Genomic DNA, 22,336 nt, shown 5'->3' on the forward strand with positions numbered 1-22,336 from the left:
CGCACCGCCGGGAGCCGAAATCGGAGGTCATCACGTTGTCGATCGCGCACATCGGGCTCGCCGAGCCGAACGACGACGGCAACCGCCGCGGTGAGCGCACTCCCCCGCACGACCTGCTCGCCGAACAGAGCGCACTCGGCGGCATGATGCTCTCGAAAGACGCCGTTGCCGACGTGATCGAGACGGTGCGGGGCGTCGACTTCTACGTGCCGAAGCACGAGGTGGTCTTCGACGCGATCCTCTCCCTCTACTCGCACGGCGAGCCGACCGACGTCATCGCGGTCACCGACGAGCTGACCAAGACCGGTGAGCTGCAACGGGCCGGCGGGGTCGAGTACCTGCACACGCTCACGAGTCTCGTGCCGACCGCCGCCAACGCTGGCTACTACGCCTCGATCGTGGCCGAGCGGGCCCTCCTGCGCCGTCTCGTCGAGGCGGGCACCCGCATCGTGCAGATGGGCTATGCAGGCGAGGGCGAGGTCACCGAGCTCGTGAACACGGCCCAGGCCGAGATCTATTCGGTCACGGGCTCCACCGAGAGCGAAGACTACGTCCCGCTCACCGATGCCGTCACGGCGGCCATCGATGAGATCGAGGCCGCGAAGCATACCGACGGCAAGTTGACGGGCGTCCCCACCGGGTTCGCCGACCTCGACGAGCTCACCAACGGGTTCCATCCTGGGCAGATGATCATCGTCGCGGCGCGACCCGCGATGGGCAAGTCCACGCTCGCACTCGACTTCGCCCGGGCGGCCTCCATCGGCAACGACCTGCCGTCGATCCTCTTCTCGCTCGAGATGGGCAAGAGCGAGATCGCCATGCGCCTGCTCTCAGCCGAGGCATCCGTGCCGCTGCAGATGATGCGCAAGGGCACCGTCGATTCCCGCGACTGGACCACGATCGCCGCCACTCGCGGCCGCATCAACGACGCACCGCTCTTCATCGACGACTCGCCCAACATGACGCTCGTCGAGATCCGTGCGAAGTGCCGACGGCTCAAGCAGCGGGTGGGACTCAAGATGGTCGTCATCGACTACCTCCAGCTCATGACGAGCGGCAAGCGCGTCGAGAGCCGCCAGCAGGAGGTCTCCGAGTTCTCCCGCGCGCTGAAGCTCCTCGCGAAGGAGTTGCAGGTTCCGGTGGTCGCACTGTCGCAGCTGAACCGCGGCCCCGAGCAGCGTGCCGACAAGATGCCCGCCCTGAGCGACCTGCGTGAGTCGGGGTCGATCGAGCAGGACGCCGACATGGTGATCCTGCTGCACCGCGAGAGCGCCTACGAGCGCGACAGCCCCAGGGCCGGCGAGGCCGACCTCATCGTGGCCAAGCACCGCAACGGGCCGACGCGCACCATCACCGTCGCCTTCCACGGGCACTTCTCGCGGTTCGCCGACATGGTGCAGGTGTAGTCGACATGTGATCACAGAGGTCGCCAAGCTGACGCTGTGGTTCGCCGTGTGATCCCAGAGTAGGGAAGGTGGTCGACGGGACCGCCGCGGGCGCGAAACGTCGTCGGGTCTAGCCGCGCGTGGACATCGCGCGTACCGTCGACCCATGGCGAAGCTCATCGAGAACTTGGCGGAATCGGTGCCCGCGTGGGGCGCGAAGGTGGCATACGGCGAGAAGACCACGGTGGACGGACGTGAACTCGTGCCAGTGGCGCTCGTGGCGTTCGGCTTCGGCGGAGGCGAGGGTTCGGGCGACATGCCGGCATCCGAGAAGATCCCGGCCGGGCGGGGCGAGGGAAGCGGTGGTGGTGGCGGCGGCTATTCCGTGCCGATCGGGGCGTACATCGGCGGCCCCGATGGTCTGAAGTTCCGCCCCAATACGGTCGCGCTCGCCGTGGTCGCGGTGCCGTTGGTATCCGCGCTCGGTGCGGCGCTCGCCATGATCGTCGGTGCGGCCCGGTACTCCAGCCGTCGCTGACCTGCGCCGCGACATCCGAGGTGCGTGAACGATCACCTCGCCGACGTCAGCGCGCCCGGAGCTGCGGTCGAGGCTCCTGACTGGAAGGCGCGGGATGGTGCCCCCCGTCATTAGTGTGCGCGTCGACCGCGCGATTCGTGAATTCCTCGCTCATGCGGAGACGCTCCTCGTGCGCTGCGGGGGTCGCCATGTATTTCGCGTCTTCGAGACGGCTGGAGCGACGCGGCCGTCATCGTCGAGTTCGACGCCCTCGAGGACGCCGAGCATCTGCAGTGCGGCCGGACAGCCGACGGGGCTTGCGCCGCGCCCGGGAAGAGGTCGGTATTCAGTGTTGCTATCTACCGGTACTCGTGGTTACTATGTACCAGTAGTCAGCAACGCTGAGTAGTCGAAGGCAGGAACCCATGGGCAGACAGATGACCGAGATGCTGAAGGGCACGCTCGATGGCATCGTCCTCGCGATCCTGGCCGTTCGGCCCGCATACGGGTACGAGATCACGGCCCGGCTTCGCGACGAGGGCTTCTCCGACATCGTCGAGGGCACCGTGTACGCGCTGCTGGTCAGGATCGAACAGCGCGGCCTCGTCGACGTCGAGAAGGTCCCCTCGGAGAAGGGGCCACCGCGCAAGGTCTATTCGCTCAACCAGAAGGGCAGCGAGTACCTCGCGGAATTCTGGCGGACGTGGAGCTCGCTCGCCGAGCGGATCCAACACCTCCACAGCGAAATCCCCGAAGGAGAGAACTGAAATGGCAGCGAAATGGATCGAGGCCCTTACGGGGTCGCTCGAGCAGAAGAAGCAGTACCGGCAGTACAAGGCCCGCATCGAGGCCCTTCCCGAGCCGTATCGCGCCGCCGCGAAGGCATTCGAGCGGTACCTCATGTACAACGGCGGGATCACCGACGGCGACGCGGAGATGATGATCACGATGCTCAGCGACTTCGCCGACCTCTGGGAGCGCGCGGCCGCGGACGGGACGCCGATCAGTGCGATCGTCGGCGAGGATCCGGTCGAGTTCGCCGATGCGTTCGCCCAGGCGTACGCCGGGAAGCGCTGGATCGACAAGGAGCGCGCCCGCCTGACCAAGGCGATCGACGACGCAAAGCGAGAGGAGCAGAAGTGACCATCGACCAGGCTCTCGCACCAGCCATCCAGGTGCAGGGCATCGAGAAATCGTTCAAGGACCTGCAGGTGCTGCGGGGCGTCGACTTCGATGTGCAGCGGGGAACCATCTTCGCGCTGCTCGGCTCGAACGGCGCGGGCAAGACCACGCTGGTGCGGATCCTGTCGACGCTGCTGAACGCAGACGGGGGCACCGCGACGGTCCACGGCTTCGATGTCGCCGAACATCCGGGCGACGTGCGAGAGTCGATCAGCCTGACCGGGCAGTTCGCCGCGGTCGATGAGGTGCTCACCGGTCGTGAGAACCTCGTGCTGGTGGCCAAGCTGCGTCACCTGAAGAACCCGGGTGCGATCGCCGACGACCTGCTCGCTCGCTTCTCGCTCAGCGAGGCGGGAAACCGCAAGGCGTCGACGTACTCGGGCGGCATGCGCCGCCGGCTCGACATCGCGATGAGCCTGATCGGCGATCCGCCGATCATCTTCCTCGACGAGCCGACGACCGGGCTCGACCCACAGGCACGCGTCGAGGTCTGGCGCACCATCGAGCAACTCGCCGCGAACGGTACGACCGTGCTGCTCACCACGCAGTACCTCGACGAGGCCGAGCATCTGGCCGACCGGATCGCGATCCTGCACGAGGGCACGATCATCCAGAACGGCACGCTCGCCGAGCTCAAGCAACTCCTCCCGCCCGCCAAGGTCGAGTACGTCGAGAAGCAGCCCTCCCTCGAGGAGGTCTTCCTGGCCCTCGTCGGCGACGGCGGCGCGGGCAACATGGCCGAGACCGACCGCACCAGCGACACGGTCCAGGCAGAAGGGAATTCCCGATGACCACCCACGTCCTCGGCGACACCGGCGTTCTCACCGGCCGCTCGCTGCGCCACATCCTCCGAAGCCCCGACACGATCATCACGACCGCGGTCACGCCGATCGCGCTGATGCTGCTGTTCGTGTACGTGTTCGGCGGTGCGATCAACACCGGGTCCGGCGAGTCGTACGTCAACTACCTCCTGCCCGGCATCCTGCTCATCACGATCGCATCGGGAGTCGCGTACACCGCGTACCGGCTCTTCCTCGATCTGCAGGGCGGCATCTTCGAACGATTCCAGTCGATGCCGATCGCACGGTCGAGCGTGCTGTGGGCCCATGTGCTCACCTCGCTGGCCGCGAACGTGATCTCGGTCGCGATCGTCATCGGCGTCGCGCTGATCATGGGCTTCCGCACCGGGGCATCACCGGCGGCGTGGCTCGCGGTCGCCGGCATCCTGGTGCTGTTCACCCTCGCCCTCACCTGGATCGCGGTGGTCGCCGGGCTCTCGGCCAAGACGGTCGACGGTGCGAGCGCCTTCAGCTACCCGCTGATCTTCCTGCCGTTCATCAGCTCGGCCTTCGTGCCCACGGATTCGATGCCGGCGCCGGTCGCGTGGTTCGCCGAGAACCAACCGGTGACGTCGATCGTGAACACGATGCGGGCGCTGTTCGCCGGGCAGCCCGTCGGCAGTGACATCTGGATCGCCCTGGCCTGGCTCATCGGCATCCTCGTGGTCGCCTACGGCTTCGCCATCGCGATCTACCGGCGCAAGCTCGGCTAGACGACGTCGAGGCGGGTTCAGTCGAGTTCGACGACTTCGAACTCGAGCAGTTCGGCACCACTGGCCACGGGTGTGCGACTCTCTCGGGCGTGCGCCACTTCGGCGCGGCCGCCGCGCCATGCCTGGGAGTCCGCCTCGGTCGCCCACGTCGTCACGACGAAGTAGCGGTCGTCGCCGGCCACCGGGCGCAGGAGCTGGAACCCTTCGAAACCGGGTGCGGAGTCGACGGCGTGCTTGCGGGCAGCGAACCGAGCCTCCAACTCGGGGCCTGCCCCGGGTGGGACGGTGAGGGCGTTGATCTTCACGACGGACATTGCGGCTCCGTGATTGTGCGAATGGGATGCCGGAATTCAACGCGCCGTTCGTGGGCAGCGGCAGCACCAGCTCGGACTCGAAGTACTCATGGTAGCCCCCGCGGGTGTGCAATGGGTGCGGCGTCGCGGGCGCGGTGGCCCGAATCGGCCACGCGAGGATGGCCTCTCCGAGCGATGCTGCGCGAAGCGACCGCCCGATGGAATGACGGCATGACGACAACCACGCGCGTCGATCCACATGCGAGCAGCATCGCGAGCGGCATCCGACCGTTCGACCACCCCGTGCGCGGACGCTTCAACGCCTGGTTCTTCTCGGCGCTGGACCGGCACATCAATCGCCTCACCGCGCCGCTCAAGCAGACGGCGTTCGCCGGGCTCGCCACCGGAACCATCGTCGAACTCGGACCGGGCGTCGGCGCCAACCTGGGCTACCTGCCGTCGGGCTCGGAACTCATCGCCGTGGAACCCAATGCGCGCATGCACGAGGCGCTCGCGCGACGAAGCGCTCGGGAGGGCGTCACGGTGCGGATCATCGCCGAGTACGCCGAGCGGATGCCGCTGCCCGATGCATCCGTCGATGACGTGATCTGCTCCCTCGTGCTGTGCACGGTGACCGACCCCGACGCGGTGCTCCGCGAGGTGAGGCGCGTCCTGCGCCCCGGAGGGCGCTTCCGATTCGTCGAACACGTCGCCGCGCCGGCGGGAAGCACGCGTGCGCGCGTGCAGCGGGCGCTTCACGTGCCGTGGGGATGGGTGTTCGAGGGGTGCGATCCGCATCGCGACACTGGAGCCGCGATCGAAGCCGCTGGATTCCGGCATACCGAGATCTTCGAACGGATGCTGCAGCGAAGCGTGTTCTACCCGGTCAACACCGTGATCTGCGGCGTCGCCACACGGTGAACTGCTGCGTCGACCGGCGTTCCGGCATCCGAGCCGCACTTGTATGGTCGGACCTGTCACTGATGCTCCGTGCCATCGAACGGTAGGACCCATGACGCGCAACGCCGAACCGGCGGCCCGCACTGCCGCGCCGACCGCCATCGAGGTGCGCGGTGCGCGGGTGCACAACCTGAAGAACATCCACGTGGACGTGCCGTTGCAGCAATTGGTGGCGATCGCGGGGGTGTCGGGGTCGGGCAAGTCGTCGCTGGCGATGGGCGTGCTGTATGCAGAGGGCTCGCGCCGGTACATCGAGGCCCTGTCCACCTACACACGCCGGCGGATGTCGCATGCCGCCCGCGCCGCGGTGGACTCGGTGCGACACGTCCCGGCGGCGCTGGCGCTGCGTCAGCGGCCGGCGATTCCGGGGGTGAGGTCGACGTTCGGAACTGACAGCGCGCTTGCGCGACCCCGCGTGACCGCGCGCCTCCGGCTTCCGCGCAGGCCTGCCCGGCCGCCGGCCTCCATGACGACAAGCGTCGGTAAGCTCTCCGGCATGGTCGCGGCAGTCGTATTCGACATGGACGGCGTGATCGTCGAGAGCGAGCAGCGGTGGGAGGCCGTTCGCCGACAACTCGTGCTCGACTCCGGCCGGCCCTATCCCGACGAGGCCACGCGGAAGATGCAGGGCATGAGCGCCCCCGAGTGGCAGGCCTACCTGCACGAAGAACTCGGGGTTCCCGACGCGCCGGCTGAGATCGGACGCCGCGTGGTGGGCGAGATGGCGAGGTCGTATCGCGCTGAACTGCCCCTGATCGACGGCGCGCCCGACGCGGTTCGCGCCCTGGCCGAACGCTATCCGCTCGCGGTCGCCTCCTCGTCGAATCGGGAGCTGATCGAGCTGGCGCTCTCCCTTGCGGGAGTGGCCGACGCGTTCCGAGCCGTGGTCTCGAGCGAGGAGGTCGAGCGCGGCAAGCCCGAGCCCGACGTCTACCTCGAAGCTGCCTCGCGCCTCGGAGTCAGTGCGGCCGACTGCGCGGCCGTGGAGGACTCGTCGAACGGAATCCGCTCGGCGCACGCGGCGGGCATGCGCGTCATCGCCGTGCCGAACCGCGCGTACCCGCCGTCGGCGGAGTCGCTGGCGCTCGCCGACGTCGTGCTCGATTCGATCACCGCGCTGACGCCCGACGTCGTGGCGGGAGGATGAGGTGTTCCGAGGACCGCTGAGTTTCGCGGCGGGAAAGAATCGCGGAACTTTCGCCGCCGGGCACCCTTAATGTAAGAAGGAGCCACCGACCCGCACGTAGGGTGATCCCTGCAGCAGTGCTGCCGCGCCCGGCTCCGCCGGACGGCATCCCGCACGGAGCCATGGGCGAGATGCCACGTCGCACCGACGAGCACATGGTCGCCGCGACGAGAAGGAGTAAGCAATGACGCGCATCGGCGTCGTCACCGAGCATGGCTCGGAGACCCGAGTCGCCGCAACGCCGGCGACCGTGAAGCAGTTGATCGGCATGGGATACGACGTCGCCGTCGAGACCGGCGCCGGCGAGAAGTCGTCCTTCCCCGACGACGCGTACACCGCCGCGGGCGCGGCGATCGTGTCGGCGCCCGCGGCGATCGCCAGCGACATCGTCCTCAAGGTGAATGCGCCGACCGACACCGAGATCGCGTTGCTCGAGCCGGGCACCACCGTGATCAGCCTGCTCAGCCCGGCACTGCGCCCCGACCTGCTCCAGGCCCTGGCCGCGCGTGGCGTGACGGCGCTCGCGCTCGATGCCGTGCCACGCATCTCGCGGGCCCAGTCGATGGACGTGCTGAGCTCGATGGCGAACATCGCCGGGTACCGCGCCGTCGTCGAAGCGGCGCACGAGTTCGGCCGGTTCTTCACCGGACAGGTCACGGCAGCGGGCAAGGTGCCACCCGCGAAGGTGCTCGTCGCGGGGGCCGGCGTCGCCGGCCTGGCCGCCATCGGTGCGGCATCCAGCCTCGGCGCCATCGTGCGGGCGACCGACCCTCGTCCTGAGGTGGCCGACCAGGTCAAGTCGATCGGCGGCGAGTACCTGAAGGTCGAGGTCGAGGTCGAGCAGTCGACCGACGGCTACGCCAAGGCGACCAGCGAGGCCTATGATCGCCGCGCGGCCGAGATCTACTCCGAGCAGGCGCGCGACGGCGACATCATCATCACGACGGCGCTGATCCCGGGCCGTCCGGCGCCGCGGCTCATCACGGCAGCGGATGTCGCGAGCATGAAGCCCGGCAGCGTCATCGTCGACATGGCGGCCGCGCAGGGCGGCAACGTCGAGGGCTCCGTCGCGGGCGAGCGCATCGTCACGCCGAACGGCGTGATCATCCTCGGCTACACCGACCTCGCGTCGCGCCTTCCCACGCAGGCGTCGCAGCTGTACGGCACCAACCTCGTGAACCTCGTGAAGCTGTTCACGCCGGGCAACGACGGTCGATTCGTCATCGACTTCGACGACGTGGTGCAGCGCGCCGTCACGGTCGTGCGCGACGGTGAGGTGACGTGGCCGCCGCCTCCCGTGCAGGTCTCGGCGGCGACGGCCCCGGCGCAGGCGAAGGCGGCAGCGGATGTCGCGGACGCGGCATCCGTCACCACCAAGCCCAAGCGCAAGCTCTCGAAGGGCGGACGCCTCGCGCTCATCGTCGCCGGCATCGCCGCGCTCTTCGTCGTGAACGCGATCGCACCCGAGCCGCTGCCGCAGCACATCACGGTGCTCGTGCTGTCGGTCGTGATCGGCTTCTACGTGATCGGCAAGGTGGCGCACGCGTTGCACACGCCGCTCATGAGCGTGACGAACGCGATCTCGGGCATCATCATCGTCGGCGCGATCGTGCAGGTGACGAGCACCGACCCGGTCGTGCAGGTGCTCTCGGCGGTCGCCATCCTGATCGCCTCCATCAACATCTTCGGCGGGTTCGCGGTGACGCGACGCATGCTCGGAATGTTCGCCAAGGGCGAGCGGGCCGGCAGCTGACCGACGCCATCGACAACGCCCTAGGAGCCCCCATTGCCTGAGAACCTGCTGACCCCCGAGTCCATCGCCGGCGCCGCGTACATCGTCGCCGCCCTGCTGTTCATCCTCAGCCTCGCCGGCCTGAGCAAGCACGAGTCCGCCCGATCCGGTGTCACGTACGGCATCATCGGCATGGCCATCGCCCTGGCCGCCACGATCTGGCTCACCTTCGCCGGCGGGTGGGGCGAGCCCTCCGTCATGGTCGGCCTCGTCCTGCTCATCGTCGCCGTGATCATCGGCGCCGCGATCGGCCTCTGGCGTGCCCGCATCGTGAAGATGACCGGGATGCCCGAGCTCATCGCGCTGCTGCACAGCTTCGTCGGTCTCGCCGCGGTGATCGTCGGCTGGAACGGCGCGCTCGACCCGCCCGCGCTCGAGGGGCCTCTCGCCGACATCCACCACGCCGAGGTGTTCATCGGCGTGTTCATCGGCGCCGTGACCTTCACGGGTTCGGTCGTCGCATTCCTGAAGCTCTCGGCGCGCATGAAGTCGGCCCCGCTCGTGCTTCCCGGCAAGAACGTGCTGAACCTCGGCGCGCTGGTCGTGTTCGTCGGCCTCACGGTCTGGTACGTCATGGACTCCCAGCTCTGGCTGCTGATCGTGGTGACCGCCCTGGCGCTCGCGCTCGGATGGCACCTCGTCGCGTCGATCGGCGGCGGCGACATGCCCGTGGTCGTCTCGATGCTCAACAGCTACTCCGGCTGGGCCGCGGCCGCCGCCGGGTTCCTGCTCAACAACGACCTGCTCATCGTGACCGGCGCGCTCGTCGGCTCCTCGGGTGCCTACCTGTCGTACATCATGTGCAAGGCGATGAACCGGTCGTTCATCTCGGTCATCGCCGGCGGCTTCGGCATCGAGGCGCCCCGGAAGGGCGACGAGGACCTGGGCGAGCACCACGAGATCCAGGCTCAGGATGCCGCGGAGTTGCTGAAGAACGCTTCGAGCGTGGTCATCACGCCCGGGTACGGCATGGCCGTCGCGCAGGCGCAGTATCCCGTCGCCGAGCTCACGCAGAAGCTCCGCGAGCGCGGCATCGACGTGCGCTTCGGAATCCACCCGGTCGCGGGGCGCCTGCCCGGCCACATGAACGTGCTGCTCGCCGAGGCGAAGGTGCCGTACGACATCGTCGAGGAGATGGACGAGATCAACGACGACCTCGCCGAGACGTCGGTCGTGCTCGTGATCGGCGCCAACGACACGGTGAACCCGGCCGCGGCCGAAGACCCGGGCAGTCCCATCGCGGGCATGCCGGTGCTGCGCGTCTGGGAGGCCGACAACGTGATCGTGTTCAAGCGGTCGATGGCGAGCGGCTATGCCGGCGTTCCGAACCCGCTGTTCTACCGCGACAACGCGCAGATGCTCTTCGGCGACGCCAAGCAGCGGGTGGAGGACATCCTCAAGGCCTTCTGAGGCCCGGCGCCCGGGAGGGGAACCGAACCCGGCGCACATCAGGCCGGGCCGGGCGCCCTGGCGGAGAATGGTGGTGATGTCCAGGACCGGCGGGCCCGGATGATCGGCTCGCACACCGTCGAGGCGGCTCGCGCGACGCAACGCGCCGCCGGGTGGAGCGATGCTCGTGTCGCGCTCGTGATCGCGTGCGCGGCGGCGACCGTCGGGATCGCCGGCTCGTGGATCCCCTCGCTGTGGGGTGAAGAGGCGGCGAGCCTCATGTCGGCACGCCGGGACTGGGAATCGCTCGCCGCGCTGCTCGGCAACGTCGACGCGGTGCACGGCCTGTACTACGCGGTGCTGCACGTGTGGACGGACCTCGCCGGCACGTCTCCGTTCGCGGTACGCCTGCCATCGGGGCTCGCGTACGGCGCGGCGGCCGCCGGCCTCTACCTGCTCGTGCGAACCCGGGCCGACCGCGTGACCGCCCTCACCGCCGCGGTCGTGCTCTGCGTGGTGCCGAGGATCTCGCAGGCGGCGACCGAGGCGCGACCGCTCGCCTTCGCGACCGCGTGCGCGGTGTGGCTCACCGTGCTGCTGGCGTACCTGATGGACGGGCGGATGCCCCGCGGCTGGTGGTGGGGATACTCGGTCGGGCTCGCGCTGAGCGTCTACCTGAACCTCTACCTGGTTCTGATGCTTCCCATCCACGCGATCGCGCTCGCGCTGCATCCGCAACGTCGCGCGCGTCTCGTCGACTTCGCGTTCCCCGCCGCCGTCGCGCTCGTGCTCGCGACCCCGATCATCGTCGTCGCCGCTGCCCAGCGGCAGCAGGTCGCATTCCGTGCCGATCAGGACGTCGTGACGCTCGACGGCGTGCTCGTCGGGCAATGGTTCATGCTCGGATCGTTCGCCGTCGTGAGCTGGATGCTCGTCGCGGCATCCGTCGCAGTGGGGATCGCATCCGCACGGGATCCAGCCTGGGCGGGCGAGCGCTGGTTGCTCGGCCTGGGGCTCGCGTGGTTCGTGCTGCCGACCGCGGTACTGCTCATCGCGACCGAGGTGCTGACGCCGCTGTACACGCCGCGGTACCTGGTGTTCTGCGCCCCCGGCGTCGCCATCGCCGTCGCCATCGCCGTCGGGCGGATGCGACCGAACGTGGTCGGGGCCCTCGTGCTCGCGGTCATCATCGGCCTCGCCGTCCCGGCGTACGTCGACCAGCGCACCCCGTACGCGAAGAACCTGGGTACCGATTGGCAGGCGGTGTCGGCGACCGTCGGGAGCATGGCCGAGCCCGGCGATGGTGTGCTCTTCGACGAGAGCGTTCGACCATCGCTGCGGCCGCGACTGGCGATGTACACGTATCCCGACGGCTTCGTCGACCTCGTCGACCTCGGGCTGGTACGCGCTCATCACGAGACCGATCGACTATGGGATGTCACCGCGCCGCTGGCTGAGCTCCGGGAACGCCTGGACGGGATCGACCGGGTGATCGTCGTCGCTCGCAGCCCGGACGGTGTCGAGCCCGATGTCGACACGTTGCGTGCATCGGGGTTCGTCGAGCTCGAGCGGAGACCGCTGGAGACGGACGTCGTGCGGCTCTTCGCGCGGGATCCGACGCACGGCGCGGCGAGTGCGTCGCGCTAGTGCCACCGGGGCACCGTCCGGATGCGCCGCGTAGGATGGATCGGAATCCCGTTCCACCCTGAAAGAGGTCACCCTGGCCACCGCACGCCATGCCCCCGAGCGCGCACAGTACTGGATCGTCCCGGTCGTGCGCGGACTCCTCGCGCTCGCGCCGGCCGTGATCATCACGTTCTCGCAGAGTCACGCGCCCGAGGTCGGCCTCATGGTGTTCGGGGCGTGGGCGATCCTGTCGGGTCTCGTGGTCGGAGCGCTCACCATGCGATTCATGGCTGATCGCGGCATCCGATCGCCGTTCGTCATCACCGCCGTCGCAACGGTCGCGGCCGGCCTGCTCGCCGTCACGGTGCCCGGCGGCCTGCCGTTCTTCCTCTACCTCGTCAGCGTGTGGGCGGCAGTGACGGGCTTCGTCGAGCTCTATGCCGGGCTGCGCGGGCGCGCACGCACGCCCGCATCACGGGACTGGATCGCCGCGGGCGCGTTCACCGCGCTGCTCGCGATCGTGTTCCTCCTGCTTCCGCCCGACTCCGTCACTGCCGTCGGCCTGCTCGGCGGCTACCTGGTGATCTTGGGTGTCTATCTCGTCATCGGCGGGTTCTCGCTGAAGTGGGCCGCGGCCCCCGACGCCGCGGCATCCGGAACGGAGCAACACTCGTGACCCATTCCCCCGGCGAATTCAAGCCGAGCCGGCGCGACATGCTGCGCCCGATCGAGTACGTCGGCGGCTCGGCGATCGCCGCGATCTTCACTGGAGCCATCGTGCTCATGGTCACGCGCGACTGGACGATGTCGCTCATCGTCACCGGTGGCGTATTCATCGTCGTGCTCGTCGTGTTGGCGCTGCTGGCGATGGCGGTCAAGCCCGATGCCTCGGAGTCGGCCGAGCTCGGCGGGGACGACGCCGATCATGACGCCGGCGGCGAGCCCGGGTCGGAGCCGCCCGCGCACTGAGGTCGCAGGCTACGGCCGAACGGCCGGTTCGAACCGGTCGACGAGCTCCGAAGCGAGGCCCGTGTAGGTCGCGGGGGTCAGCGCGAGCAGCCGCTGCTTCGCGGCATCCCCGATCTCGAGGCGGTCGACGAACTCGGCCAGCTCGGCAGCCCCCACCCGCTTGCCGCGGGTGAGCTCCTTGAGCAGCGCATAGGGGTCGGCGATCGTCGAGCGCCCCGCGACCACCTCGGCTCGGATGACGGTCTGGATCGCCTCCCCGAGCACCTCCCAGTTCATGTCGAGGTCGGCGAGCAGGAGGTCGCGGTCGAGATCGATCTCGCCCAGCCCGCGCTGGATGTTGTCGAGCGCGAGCACCGAATGCCCGAAGCCCACGCCGATGTTGCGCTGCGCACTGGAGTCGGTGAGGTCGCGCTGCAGCCGCGAGGTGACGAGGGTCGCGGCGAGCGAATCGAGCACCGCACTCGACAGTTCGAGATTCGCCTCGGCGTTCTCGAACCGGATGGGGTTCACCTTGTGCGGCATCGTCGATGATCCCGTCGCGCCCGCCGCTGGGATCTGCCGGAAGTAGCCGAGCGAGATGTAGGTCCAGACGTCGGTCGCGAGGTTGTGCAGCACGCGATTGGCGTGGCTCACGCGAGCGTAGAGCTCAGCCTGCCAGTCGTGCGACTCGATCTGCGTCGTGAGGGGGTTCCACGTCAGTCCGAGCGACTCGACGAATTCGCGCGAGACGTCGGGCCACGCGACATCGGGGGCGGCGACGATGTGCGCCGAGAACGTGCCGGTGGCGCCCGAGAACTTGCCCAGGTATTCGGTTGCCTCGACCTGCTTCGCGATGCGCTCGAGGCGGTGTGCGAAGACGGCGAGCTCCTTGCCCATCGTCGTGGGGGTGGCGGGCTGCCCGTGCGTGCGCGAGAGCATCGCGGCATCCCGGTGCTCCGTCGCGAGCTGGGCGAGCGTGTCGATGACCGCGCGGTACTTGGGCAGCCACACCTGCTGTACCGCGTCGCGCACCGTGATGGCGTAGGAGAGGTTGTTGATGTCCTCGCTCGTGCACGCGAAGTGCGTGAGCTCGGCGATCGAGTCGAGTCCGAGGGACTCGAGCCGCCGCCGCACGAAGTACTCGACCGCCTTGACGTCGTGGCGGGTCGTCGCCTCGAGGGAGGCGAGCTCGTCGATGTCGGCCGGCCCGAATCCGCTCACGATCTCGCGCAGCTGCGCCTGCTGCTCGGCGGAGAGCGGCGTCGCGCCGAAGAAGCCCCGATCGGTCTGCGCGATCAGCCACTCGATCTCGACGTGCACGCGCGCGCGGTTCAGGCCCGCCTCGGAGAGGTGCTCTCCGAGTTCGCCGACCGCCGAGCGATACCGTCCGTCGAGCGGGCTGAGCGGCTGGGGAGGCAGCGAAGTCATCGGGTTCCTTGTCTGAGAGCGGGGGCGAGTTGTCGGAAGAGCGCCTGCGTCGCCCGCTCTATCATCGCAAGAACTCGATCGAAGGTCGCGGCATCCGAGTAGTAGGGGTCTGGTACGTCGTGCAGCCCGGCGAGTTCGGCGTCGAACTCGAGGAGCAGCCGCACCTTGTCCTGGTCGAGCGAGGTGGGCGCCTGGTTCCGAAGGATCCGTGCCTGCCCGCGGTCGAACGCGACGACGAGATCGAGGTCGGGGAAGTCGTGCGCGTCGAACTGGCGGGCCCGATGGTGCGATCCGTCGTACCCCGCGCGCTCGAGGGCGTCGATCGTGCGCTGATCAGCCTGCTCGCCGACGTGCCAGTCGCCCGTCGCCGCCGATTCGATGGCGATGCGCTCGCCGAGCCCGGTGCGTTCGGCGAGCGAGCGCAGCACGGTCTCGGCCATCGGGGAGCGGCAGATGTTTCCGGTGCACACGAACGACACTCGGAATGGCTGAGCGGCGCCGCCCGAGGATTGCGCTCCCGTCATGCGTTCCATTGTGGTGGAGTCCGGCGTGGCGTGTCTCGTCCTCCACGGGCCGGCCCGGCGACGCGTTCGCAACGGATGTGGCGAGAGCCGGTTGCTCGCGACACCGCGTGCACAAGGCTCGGCCCATGGCCGCTTCCGATCCGCTCACCGACCTGCTGGCGAACGACCGCGCCGACGCAGCCCGCGCCCTCGACGCGGCGCAGCGCCATCTCGTGATGCTCCGAAGCCTTCGGGCCGAGATCTGGGACACGTATCGAACGCTGGTGCCTGCGGCGACCGGCAGGTGGCGCTCCGAGGCGGCCGATCGGTACGCCGAGCGCCTCGATGAGCTGCGACGCCACCTCTTCCGGGGGCGAGATGCCGTCGATGGGGCCGAGGCGGCCCTCGTGGAGTGCGTCGACCGGCTGCGCAGCGAGCACGATGCGCTCTCGGCCACGCCCCTCCGATGAGCGACGAGCTGACCGTCTCGGGCAGCGGTTCATCCATGGTCGCGATCGACGAGCTCTTCGTCGATGCCGCCCGGCTCGCGGCCACCGAGTCCGTTGTCGCGAGTTGGCGTGAACGCGCCGGGGTCATCCGTCGCGGGCTGGAGCTCGAGCGGCTGCCGAGGAGTGCGCAGGCCTGGCACACCGGGTCCCCGATGGCGGCGCTCGAGGAGTTCGATCGCGTGGTCGCCGTGGTGAAGGAGCTCGCGGTATCCCTTCGAGCCGGCCTGCTCCAGGCCGCCGAGCAGTACGGCGCGACCGAACGTCTCGTCGGCGCCCTCTGGACGCTCGGCGCGGCCTTCGCTGCGCCGTTCCTCGGCTTCGCCGCCCCGTCCCTGCTGCTCGGTGGTGCCCTGGCCGCGGCCGGGCAGGGCGCGGGATCGCACCTGTGGCGTGCGCTCGGGTGGGGGGCGACGCCGCTCGAGCGATGGCTCGTCGAGCATCGCGACCTGCTCTCGGATCCGTTGTTCGTGCGGTTCGTACGGCTGGCGGCCGACCATGCCGATGAGTTCGGCATGGGAGCCGCGCACGTTCCGTTGCCCGCCCCGTTCATCAGCGCGATCGGCTCGGGCGTCGGCGCTCCCGAGAGCGCGTCGATGCTGCTCGGCACGATGGGCGCGCTCGGCGTGCTCGGCAGTCGAGCATTCGTCGACGGTCCGGTTCGCGTCGATCGGGCCGCAGGCGCAGGTGTCGAGGGGGATCGAGGCGTGCCGGTGCGGCCGCCGACGGGTGTGGGCGACCTCGCGCGGCGTGTGCCGTCGGGCGGCGACGGAAGTGCGCAGATCCGGGTCGAGCGGTACGGCACCGCCGACGATCCGCGATGGATCGTCTACGTCGGGGGCACCGTGGAGGTCGGGCTGGTCGCCGGCGAACAACCGATGGACATGACCTCGAACACCCACGGCGTGGCCGACGACACCGCGCTCGACCTGCTCCGCCTGGCCGGCGCCGATTCCGGTGCCGGCGAGCGGGCGACACGCGAGGCCCTGCGTCAAGCGGGGATGCAGCCGGGCGATCCGCTGCTCGCCGTGGGGTACTCGGGGGGCGGCGTGATCGCCGCGAAGCTCGCGGCCGACCCCGAGCTCGGTGCGGTCGGGGCGGTCAACCTGGGCGGCCCGGTGGCATCCGCCCCGACGCGCGACGACGCGGTACTGCTCTCGATCGAGCACGAGGAGGATCTCGTTCCGGCAGTTGGCGGCGCGGGGCATCCGTCGGATCAACGGCTCACCGTCACGAGGAGCGTGCTCGAGGCCGACCGCACGTACGACGGCGTCCTCCCCGCTCACGAACTCGAGCGCTACCGCGAGACCGCCGCCCTCGTCGACCGGTCCGACGAGCAACGCGTCGCCGCCTTCCGCGAACTCGTCGGCGAGATCACCCGCGGCGTCGACGGCGAAGGCAGCGAATGGGTGGCGACTCGCGAGGTCAGTCCCGTGACGGGCGCACCACGAGCCCGATGAGCCAGCTGATCAGGCCGAGCACCAGTGCCCCGAGCACGCCCCACCAGAAGCCGTCGATCTCGAGGCCGAAGCCCATGAGGTCGCTGATCCACGCGACGAGCAGCAGGAGCAGGCCGTTCACGATGAAGGAGATGAGACCAAGTGTCAAGACGTAGAGGGGAAAGGCGATGATGCGCACGAACGTGCCGACGACCGCGTTGACGAGCCCGAAGATCAGGGCGATGAGCAGGTACGTCAGCACCGTCGCGAGGGTCGTGTCCTCGTAGGGAACGACTCGTACGCCCGAGACGATGAGGGTGGTGAGCCACAGGGCGAATGCGACGACGATGACCTTGACGATGAACCGCATCCACCCACTCTGGCAGACGGCCCCTGTTCGGCGAAGGGGTACGGTGGAATCCGTGACCGCACCCGAGCCGACGGGGCCGAGCGTTCGCCTGCGCCCCGAGATCGCCGCCCTTCCGCCATACCGACAGGGGCGGCCCGCGCCTGCCGACGGCTTCAAGCTGTCGAGCAACGAGAACCCGTTCCCACCGCTCGCCGGCGTCGCCGACGCCGTGGCCGCGGCCGCGCAGCAGATCAATCGCTATCCCGACGCCACGGCCCTGGTGCTGCGCGAGAAGCTCGCCGAACGGTACGGGGTGACCGCCGACGAGGTGATCGTGGGCGCCGGGTCGGTCGCCCTGCTCGCCGCCTTCATCGCGGCCGCCGCGGGCGCGGGCGACGAGGTCGTCTACTCCTGGCGATCGTTCGAGGCCTACCCGGGCCTGGTCACCGTCTCGGGTGCCACGAGCGTGACCGTGCCGAACCGAGCCGACCACGGCCACGACCTCGACCGCATGGCCGAAGCGATCGCCGATCGCACGCGAGTCGTCATCGTGTGCTCTCCGAACAACCCCACCGGCACCATCGTCATGGCATCCGAGTTCGAGGCGTTCATGGCCCGCGTGCCGGCCGACCGGCTCGTGCTGCTCGACGAGGCCTACATCGAGTTCGTGCGCGATGCGGCATCCGTCGACGGCCGTACCCTCATCGGCCGGTACCCGAACCTCGTGATCCTGCGCACCTTCTCGAAGGCCTACGGACTCGCCGGGCTTCGCGTCGGCTACGCCATCGGCCAGGTGCCCGTCCTCGATGCGGCGCGATCGACCACCATCCCGCTGAGCGTCACCGCCGCCTCAACCGCCGCCGGGCTGGCTTCGCTCGAGCCCGCGGCCGAGGCCGAACTGCTCGAACGGGTCGCCACGATCGCCGCCCGCCGCGACGGGCTCCGTGCGGCGCTGATCGAACAGGGCTGGCCGATCCCGGTGGCCCAGGGAAACTTCGTCTGGCTGCCGACCGGCGAGCAGACCTCGGTCGTCGCCGAGCGGCTCTTCGACGCCGGACTGGTCACGCGGGCGTTCCCGCCCGACGGGATCCGGGTCTCGGTGGGCGAGGAGGAGTCTGTCGAAACCCTCCTCCGGATTCTCGGTGAGCTTGTGCCGGCCTCACAAGAAGGGCGCCCAGCGTAGCGGGTAGCGTGGAACGGTGACAGCCCGCCAACGAGACTTCACCGCGCCGAGGGTCCGACTCCTGACGCCAGCTGGCGAGCTGCGCCCCACCCCCGAGGCCGAGCCGTACCTGCCACTCGTCGAGGCGCTGCCCGACGAGATGCTCGAGCGGTTCTATCGCGACATGGTGGTCTCGCGCCGCATCGACATCGCCAGCGCGAACATGCAACGCCAGGGCCAGCTGGCGCTGTGGGTGCCGAGCCACGGCCAGGAGGCCGCGCAGGTCGGGTCGGCGCATGCCGCCCGCGCGCAGGACCACCTCTTCCCCTCCTACCGTGAGCACATCGTGGGCATGATCCGCGGGCTCGACCCCGTGCACATCCTCGAGCTCCTCCGCGGCGCGACGCTCGGCGGCTGGAACCCCGACGAGAACGGCAACTTCCACCTCTACACCCTCGTGCTCGCGGCGCAGACCCTGCACGCCACGGGCTACGCCATGGGCCTCCAGTTCGACGGCCTCTCCGGAACGGGCGAGCCCGAGACGGATGCCGCGGTGCTCGTGTACTACGGCGACGGAGCCACGTCGCAGGGCGACGCCAACGAGGCCCTCGTCTTCGCGTCGAGCTACCAGACGCCGCAGGTCTTCTTCATCCAGAACAACCACTGGGCGATCTCGGTGCCCGTCTCGCGCCAGTCGCGCTCCCCGCTCTCGCTCCGGGGTGGCGGATTCGGCATGCCCGGAGTCCGCATCGACGGCAACGACGTGCTCGTCAGCTACGCCGTGACGCGGCAGTCGCTCGACGAGGCGCGCGCCGGTGCGGGTCCCAGCCTCATCGAGGCCCTCACCTATCGCATGGGCGCGCACACGACCGCCGACGATCCCACGAAGTACCGCGCCGATGCCGAGGTGCAGCACTGGGCCGAGCGCGACCCCATCACGCGGTACCGCACGTGGCTCGCGGGCCGCGGGGCATCCGCTGCCTTCTTCGACGACGTCGACACCGAGGCGTCGGATGTCGCATCCGACCTGCGCCGCCGGGCGCTCGAGCTGCCCGCACCGACCCGCGAGAAGATCTTCGCCCACGTCTACAGCGAGCCGCATCCGGTGATGGCCGAGGAGCTCGCGTGGCTCGAGGCGTACGAGGCGGGATTCGAGGGAGGGCCGGCATGAGCGCGCGAGTCGGCCAGGAGCCGCAGGTGACGGATGCCGCGGCATCCGACGGTCTCGACCCGTCGCGTGCGGCGACGGCACGACCGGTGGAGCACGGTCTGCGTGGCGTGCAGACGCTCTCGATGGCCAAGGCCATCAACGCGGGGCTTCGCGAGGCGCTGCGCGCCGACGACAAGGTGCTGCTCATGGGCGAGGACATCGGCCCGCTCGGCGGGGTCTTCCGGGTGACCGAGGGCCTGCAGGCCGAGTTCGGCGAGAAGCGCGTGCTCGACACGCCCCTCGCCGAGTCGGGCATCGTGGGCACCGCCATCGGGCTCGCGATGCGCGGCTACCGCCCGGTGGTCGAGATCCAGTTCGACGGATTCATCTTCCCCGCGTTCGACCAGATCACCACGCAGCTCGCACGGGTCACGGTGCGGCACGACGGCACGCTCTCGATGCCGGTCGTGATCCGCGTGCCGTACGGCGGTCACATCGGCTCGATCGAGCACCACCAGGAGAGCCCCGAGGCCTACTTCGCGCATACCCCCGGACTGCGCGTGGTGAGCCCGTCGAGCCCGCACGACGCGTACTGGATGATCCAGGAGGCCATCGCCTCGAACGATCCCGTGCTGTTCTTCGAGCCGAAGAGCCGCTACTGGCCGAAGGGCCCGGTCGACCAGGATCACTCGGGCATGCCATTGCACGCGAGCCGCGTCATCCGTCATGGCACCGATGTCACGGTGGTGGGGCACGGTGCAATGATCTCCACGCTGCTGCAGGCCGCCGAGATCGCGGCGGGTGAGAGCATCAGCCTCGAGGTCGTCGACCTCCGCACCCTCTCCCCCATCGACTACGGGCCGATCCTTGATTCGGTGCAGCGCACCGGACGACTCGTGGTCGCGCAGGAGGCGTACGGCTTCGTGAGCATCGGATCCGAGATCGCCGCGACGGTGGCCGAGCGGGCGTTCTACTCGCTCGAGGCTCCCGTGCTGCGCGTGTCGGGCTTCGACGCGCCGTTCCCGCCCGCGGCGCTCGAGTCCGAGTACCTGCCGAGCGCCGACCGGGTGCTCGAGGCGGTCGACCGCGCGCTGGCGTTCTGACCGATGGCCCCATCGCCGAGTGTGCTCGAACTGCGCGGACGAGACTCGTTCTGGCACCGGATCCAGGTCGGAACGAGCACACTCGGCGCTACGCACATGACGACGACGGAATAGATCGACTGCGAGGGTAGACAAATGAGCGAGATCCGATTCCCGTTGCCCGACGTCGGCGAGGGCCTGACCGAGGCCGAGATCGTGCAGTGGCGCGTCGCCCCCGGCGATCGCATCGCGCTCGACCAGGTGTTCGTCGAGATCGAGACGGCGAAGTCGCTCGTCGAGCTGCCGAGCGCGTTCGAGGGAGTCGTGTCCGAGCTCCTGGTCGACGAGGGCACGACGGTAGATGTGGGCACGCCGATCCTGGTGATCCAGACGGATGCCGCGAGCACGGATGCCGCGGCGCCGGCGCCGCGGCATCCGTGCTCGCGGCATCCGTCTGGATCACCAGGATCGGCGTGCCCACATCTACCGTCGTGCCCTCGTCGACCAGGAGCTCGGACACGACTCCCTCGAACGCGCTCGGCAGCTCGACGAGCGACTTCGCCGTCTCGATCTCGACGAACACCTGGTCGAGCGCGATGCGATCGCCGGGGGCGACGCGCCACTGCACGATCTCGGCCTCGGTCAGGCCCTCGCCGACGTCGGGCAACGGGAATCGGATCTCGCTCATTTGTCTACCCTCGCAGTCGATCTATTCCGTCGTCGTCATGTGCGTAGCGCCGAGTGTGCTCGTTCCGACCTGGATCCGGTGCCAGAACGAGTCTCGTCCGCGCAGTTCGAGCACACTCGGCGATGGGGCCATCGGTCAGAACGCCAGCGCGCGGTCGACCGCCTCGAGCACCCGGTCGGCGCTCGGCAGGTACTCGGACTCGAGCGCCGCGGGCGGGAACGGCGCGTCGAAGCCCGACACGCGCAGCACGGGAGCCTCGAGCGAGTAGAACGCCCGCTCGGCCACCGTCGCGGCGATCTCGGATCCGATGCTCACGAAGCCGTACGCCTCCTGCGCGACCACGAGTCGTCCGGTGCGCTGCACCGAATCAAGGATCGGCCCGTAGTCGATGGGGGAGAGGGTGCGGAGGTCGACGACCTCGAGGCTGATGCTCTCACCCGCCGCGATCTCGGCGGCCTGCAGCAGCGTGGAGATCATTGCACCGTGCCCCACCACCGTGACATCGGTGCCATGACGGATGACGCGGCTCGCGTGCAATGGCATGCCCGAGTGATCCTGGTCGACCGGGCCCTTCGGCCAGTAGCGGCTCTTCGGCTCGAAGAACAGCACGGGATCGTTCGAGGCGATGGCCTCCTGGATCATCCAGTACGCGTCGTGCGGGCTCGACGGGCTCACCACGCGCAGTCCGGGGGTATGCGCGAAGTAGGCCTCGGGGCTCTCCTGGTGGTGCTCGATCGAGCCGATGTGACCGCCGTACGGCACGCGGATCACGACCGGCATCGAGAGCGTGCCGTCGTGCCGCACCGTGACCCGTGCGAGCTGCGTGGTGATCTGGTCGAACGCGGGGAAGATGAATCCGTCGAACTGGATCTCGACCACCGGGCGGTAGCCGCGCATCGCGAGCCCGATGGCGGTGCCCACGATGCCCGACTCGGCGAGGGGCGTGTCGAGCACGCGCTTCTCGCCGAACTCGGCCTGCAGGCCCTCGGTCACCCGGAAGACCCCGCCGAGCGGGCCGATGTCCTCGCCCATGAGCAGCACCTTGTCGTCGGCGCGCAGCGCCTCGCGAAGCCCCGCGTTGATGGCCTTGGCCATCGAGAGCGTCTGCACGCCACGCAGACCGTGCTCCACCGGTCGTGCCGTCGCCGCACGCGACGGGTCGAGACCGTCGGATGCCGCGGCATCCGTCACCTGCGGCT

The 22,336-nt window shown here is 69.2% G+C and carries 23 protein-coding genes and 2 pseudogenes; 19 read left to right on the forward strand and 6 right to left on the reverse strand.

Annotation, left to right across the window (positions count from 1 at the left end):
* Positions 1–35: 35 nt before the first annotated feature.
* From dnaB to HUS56_RS02585, 6 genes are all read left to right on the forward strand, one after another.
* Positions 36–1,406 carry a replicative DNA helicase gene (gene dnaB / locus HUS56_RS02560; protein ID WP_173921864.1) on the forward strand — a complete coding sequence of 457 codons (1,371 nt, stop codon included), beginning with the start codon at positions 36–38 and terminating at the stop codon, positions 1,404–1,406.
* Between the two features lie 145 nt (positions 1,407–1,551).
* A complete protein-coding gene (locus HUS56_RS02565) occupies positions 1,552–1,923 on the forward strand; it encodes a hypothetical protein (RefSeq protein WP_173921865.1) in 372 nt (123 codons plus the stop codon).
* A 404-nt stretch (positions 1,924–2,327) separates the two neighbouring features.
* Entirely contained in the window at positions 2,328–2,669 is a 342-nt protein-coding gene (locus HUS56_RS02570; protein WP_173921866.1) for a PadR family transcriptional regulator, read from the forward strand.
* 1 nt (position 2,670) lies between these two features.
* Positions 2,671–3,045 carry a DUF1048 domain-containing protein gene (locus HUS56_RS02575; RefSeq protein ID WP_173921867.1) on the forward strand — a complete coding sequence of 125 codons (375 nt, stop codon included), beginning with the start codon at positions 2,671–2,673 and terminating at the stop codon, positions 3,043–3,045.
* The gene (locus HUS56_RS02580; protein WP_173921868.1) at positions 3,042–3,875 is read left to right on the forward strand and encodes an ABC transporter ATP-binding protein; all 834 of its coding nucleotides are present in this window, start codon (positions 3,042–3,044) and stop codon (positions 3,873–3,875) included. Before HUS56_RS02575 ends, HUS56_RS02580 begins: the two co-directional genes overlap by 4 nt.
* Positions 3,872–4,636 (forward strand): ABC transporter permease, encoded by a 765-nt coding sequence (locus HUS56_RS02585; protein WP_173921869.1) that lies wholly within the window; start codon positions 3,872–3,874, stop codon positions 4,634–4,636. Before HUS56_RS02580 ends, HUS56_RS02585 begins: the two co-directional genes overlap by 4 nt.
* A 17-nt stretch (positions 4,637–4,653) precedes the next feature.
* Here HUS56_RS02585 and HUS56_RS02590 read toward each other — a convergent pair whose 3' ends face one another.
* Positions 4,654–4,950, reverse strand: coding sequence for an antibiotic biosynthesis monooxygenase (locus HUS56_RS02590; RefSeq protein WP_173921870.1), 297 nt, complete (start codon positions 4,948–4,950; stop codon positions 4,654–4,656).
* A gap of 210 nt (positions 4,951–5,160) precedes the next feature.
* Here HUS56_RS02590 and HUS56_RS02595 point away from each other — a divergent pair, with 210 nt between their 5' ends.
* The 7 genes from HUS56_RS02595 to HUS56_RS02630 all read left to right on the forward strand — a co-directional run bounded on the left by HUS56_RS02595 (position 5,161) and on the right by HUS56_RS02630 (position 12,851).
* Positions 5,161–5,850, forward strand: coding sequence for a class I SAM-dependent methyltransferase (locus HUS56_RS02595; RefSeq protein ID WP_173921871.1), 690 nt, complete (start codon positions 5,161–5,163; stop codon positions 5,848–5,850).
* Between the two features lie 91 nt (positions 5,851–5,941).
* Positions 5,942–7,036: an HAD-IA family hydrolase gene (locus HUS56_RS17105; RefSeq protein ID WP_217423918.1), complete on the forward strand. Its 1,095-nt coding sequence runs from the start codon at positions 5,942–5,944 to the stop codon at positions 7,034–7,036.
* Positions 7,037–7,259: 223 nt separating this feature from the next.
* The gene (locus HUS56_RS02610; RefSeq protein WP_173921872.1) at positions 7,260–8,828 is read left to right on the forward strand and encodes a Re/Si-specific NAD(P)(+) transhydrogenase subunit alpha; all 1,569 of its coding nucleotides are present in this window, start codon (positions 7,260–7,262) and stop codon (positions 8,826–8,828) included.
* 33 nt (positions 8,829–8,861) lie between these two features.
* Positions 8,862–10,277 carry a Re/Si-specific NAD(P)(+) transhydrogenase subunit beta gene (gene pntB / locus HUS56_RS02615; RefSeq protein WP_254431252.1) on the forward strand — a complete coding sequence of 472 codons (1,416 nt, stop codon included), beginning with the start codon at positions 8,862–8,864 and terminating at the stop codon, positions 10,275–10,277.
* Positions 10,278–10,376: 99 nt separating this feature from the next.
* Entirely contained in the window at positions 10,377–11,903 is a 1,527-nt protein-coding gene (locus HUS56_RS02620) for a glycosyltransferase family 39 protein (protein WP_173921873.1), read from the forward strand.
* Positions 11,904–12,030: 127 nt separating this feature from the next.
* On the forward strand, positions 12,031–12,558 hold the full coding sequence (locus HUS56_RS02625; protein ID WP_173921874.1) for a hypothetical protein: 528 nt from the start codon (positions 12,031–12,033) through the stop codon (positions 12,556–12,558).
* Positions 12,555–12,851, forward strand: coding sequence for a hypothetical protein (locus HUS56_RS02630; RefSeq protein ID WP_173921875.1), 297 nt, complete (start codon positions 12,555–12,557; stop codon positions 12,849–12,851). The genes HUS56_RS02625 and HUS56_RS02630 overlap by 4 nt, the downstream gene beginning before the upstream one ends.
* 9 nt (positions 12,852–12,860) lie before the next feature.
* On the opposite strand, the gene purB is transcribed toward HUS56_RS02630, so the two are convergent.
* A complete protein-coding gene (gene purB, locus HUS56_RS02635; protein WP_173921876.1) occupies positions 12,861–14,258 on the reverse strand; it encodes an adenylosuccinate lyase in 1,398 nt (465 codons plus the stop codon).
* Complete coding sequence (locus HUS56_RS02640; protein WP_173921877.1) at positions 14,255–14,782, reverse strand: low molecular weight protein-tyrosine-phosphatase; 528 nt, start codon at positions 14,780–14,782, stop codon at positions 14,255–14,257. The genes purB and HUS56_RS02640 overlap by 4 nt, the downstream gene beginning before the upstream one ends.
* A 125-nt stretch (positions 14,783–14,907) precedes the next feature.
* Here HUS56_RS02640 and HUS56_RS02645 point away from each other — a divergent pair, with 125 nt between their 5' ends.
* Together HUS56_RS02645 and HUS56_RS02650 are read left to right on the forward strand one after the other, a co-directional pair.
* On the forward strand, positions 14,908–15,231 hold the full coding sequence (locus HUS56_RS02645; RefSeq protein WP_173921878.1) for a hypothetical protein: 324 nt from the start codon (positions 14,908–14,910) through the stop codon (positions 15,229–15,231).
* Positions 15,228–16,727 (forward strand): hypothetical protein, encoded by a 1,500-nt coding sequence (locus tag HUS56_RS02650; RefSeq protein ID WP_173921879.1) that lies wholly within the window; start codon positions 15,228–15,230, stop codon positions 16,725–16,727. Before HUS56_RS02645 ends, HUS56_RS02650 begins: the two co-directional genes overlap by 4 nt.
* Here HUS56_RS02650 and HUS56_RS02655 read toward each other — a convergent pair.
* A complete protein-coding gene (locus HUS56_RS02655; RefSeq protein ID WP_173921880.1) occupies positions 16,693–17,076 on the reverse strand; it encodes a phage holin family protein in 384 nt (127 codons plus the stop codon). The genes HUS56_RS02650 and HUS56_RS02655 overlap by 35 nt on opposite strands.
* Positions 17,077–17,128: 52 nt before the next feature.
* On the opposite strand from HUS56_RS02655, the gene HUS56_RS02660 reads away from it, so the two are divergent.
* The 4 genes and pseudogenes from HUS56_RS02660 to HUS56_RS17210 all read left to right on the forward strand — a co-directional run.
* On the forward strand, positions 17,129–18,238 hold the full coding sequence (locus HUS56_RS02660; protein ID WP_254431253.1) for a histidinol-phosphate transaminase: 1,110 nt from the start codon (positions 17,129–17,131) through the stop codon (positions 18,236–18,238).
* 16 nt (positions 18,239–18,254) lie between these two features.
* On the forward strand, positions 18,255–19,388 hold the full coding sequence (locus tag HUS56_RS02665) for a thiamine pyrophosphate-dependent dehydrogenase E1 component subunit alpha (RefSeq protein ID WP_371808289.1): 1,134 nt from the start codon (positions 18,255–18,257) through the stop codon (positions 19,386–19,388).
* Positions 19,389–19,510: 122 nt separating this feature from the next.
* Complete coding sequence (locus HUS56_RS02670) at positions 19,511–20,470, forward strand: alpha-ketoacid dehydrogenase subunit beta (protein ID WP_217423922.1); 960 nt, start codon at positions 19,511–19,513, stop codon at positions 20,468–20,470.
* Positions 20,471–20,605: 135 nt separating this feature from the next.
* Positions 20,606–20,837 (forward strand): annotated as a pseudogene (locus HUS56_RS17210) (biotin/lipoyl-containing protein); the annotation flags it as partial.
* A 68-nt stretch (positions 20,838–20,905) separates the two neighbouring features.
* Here the strand turns inward: HUS56_RS17210 and HUS56_RS17215 are convergent.
* A pseudogene (locus HUS56_RS17215) lies at positions 20,906–21,137 on the reverse strand (biotin/lipoyl-containing protein); the annotation flags it as partial.
* Between the two features lie 135 nt (positions 21,138–21,272).
* Positions 21,273–22,232, reverse strand: coding sequence for an alpha-ketoacid dehydrogenase subunit beta (locus HUS56_RS02680; protein WP_217423922.1), 960 nt, complete (start codon positions 22,230–22,232; stop codon positions 21,273–21,275).
* Between the last annotated feature and the right edge of the window lie 104 nt (positions 22,233–22,336).

The sequence above is a fragment of the Agromyces sp. Marseille-P2726 genome, assembly GCF_902809835.1.
Classification (GTDB): Bacteria; Actinomycetota; Actinomycetes; order Actinomycetales; family Microbacteriaceae; genus Agromyces.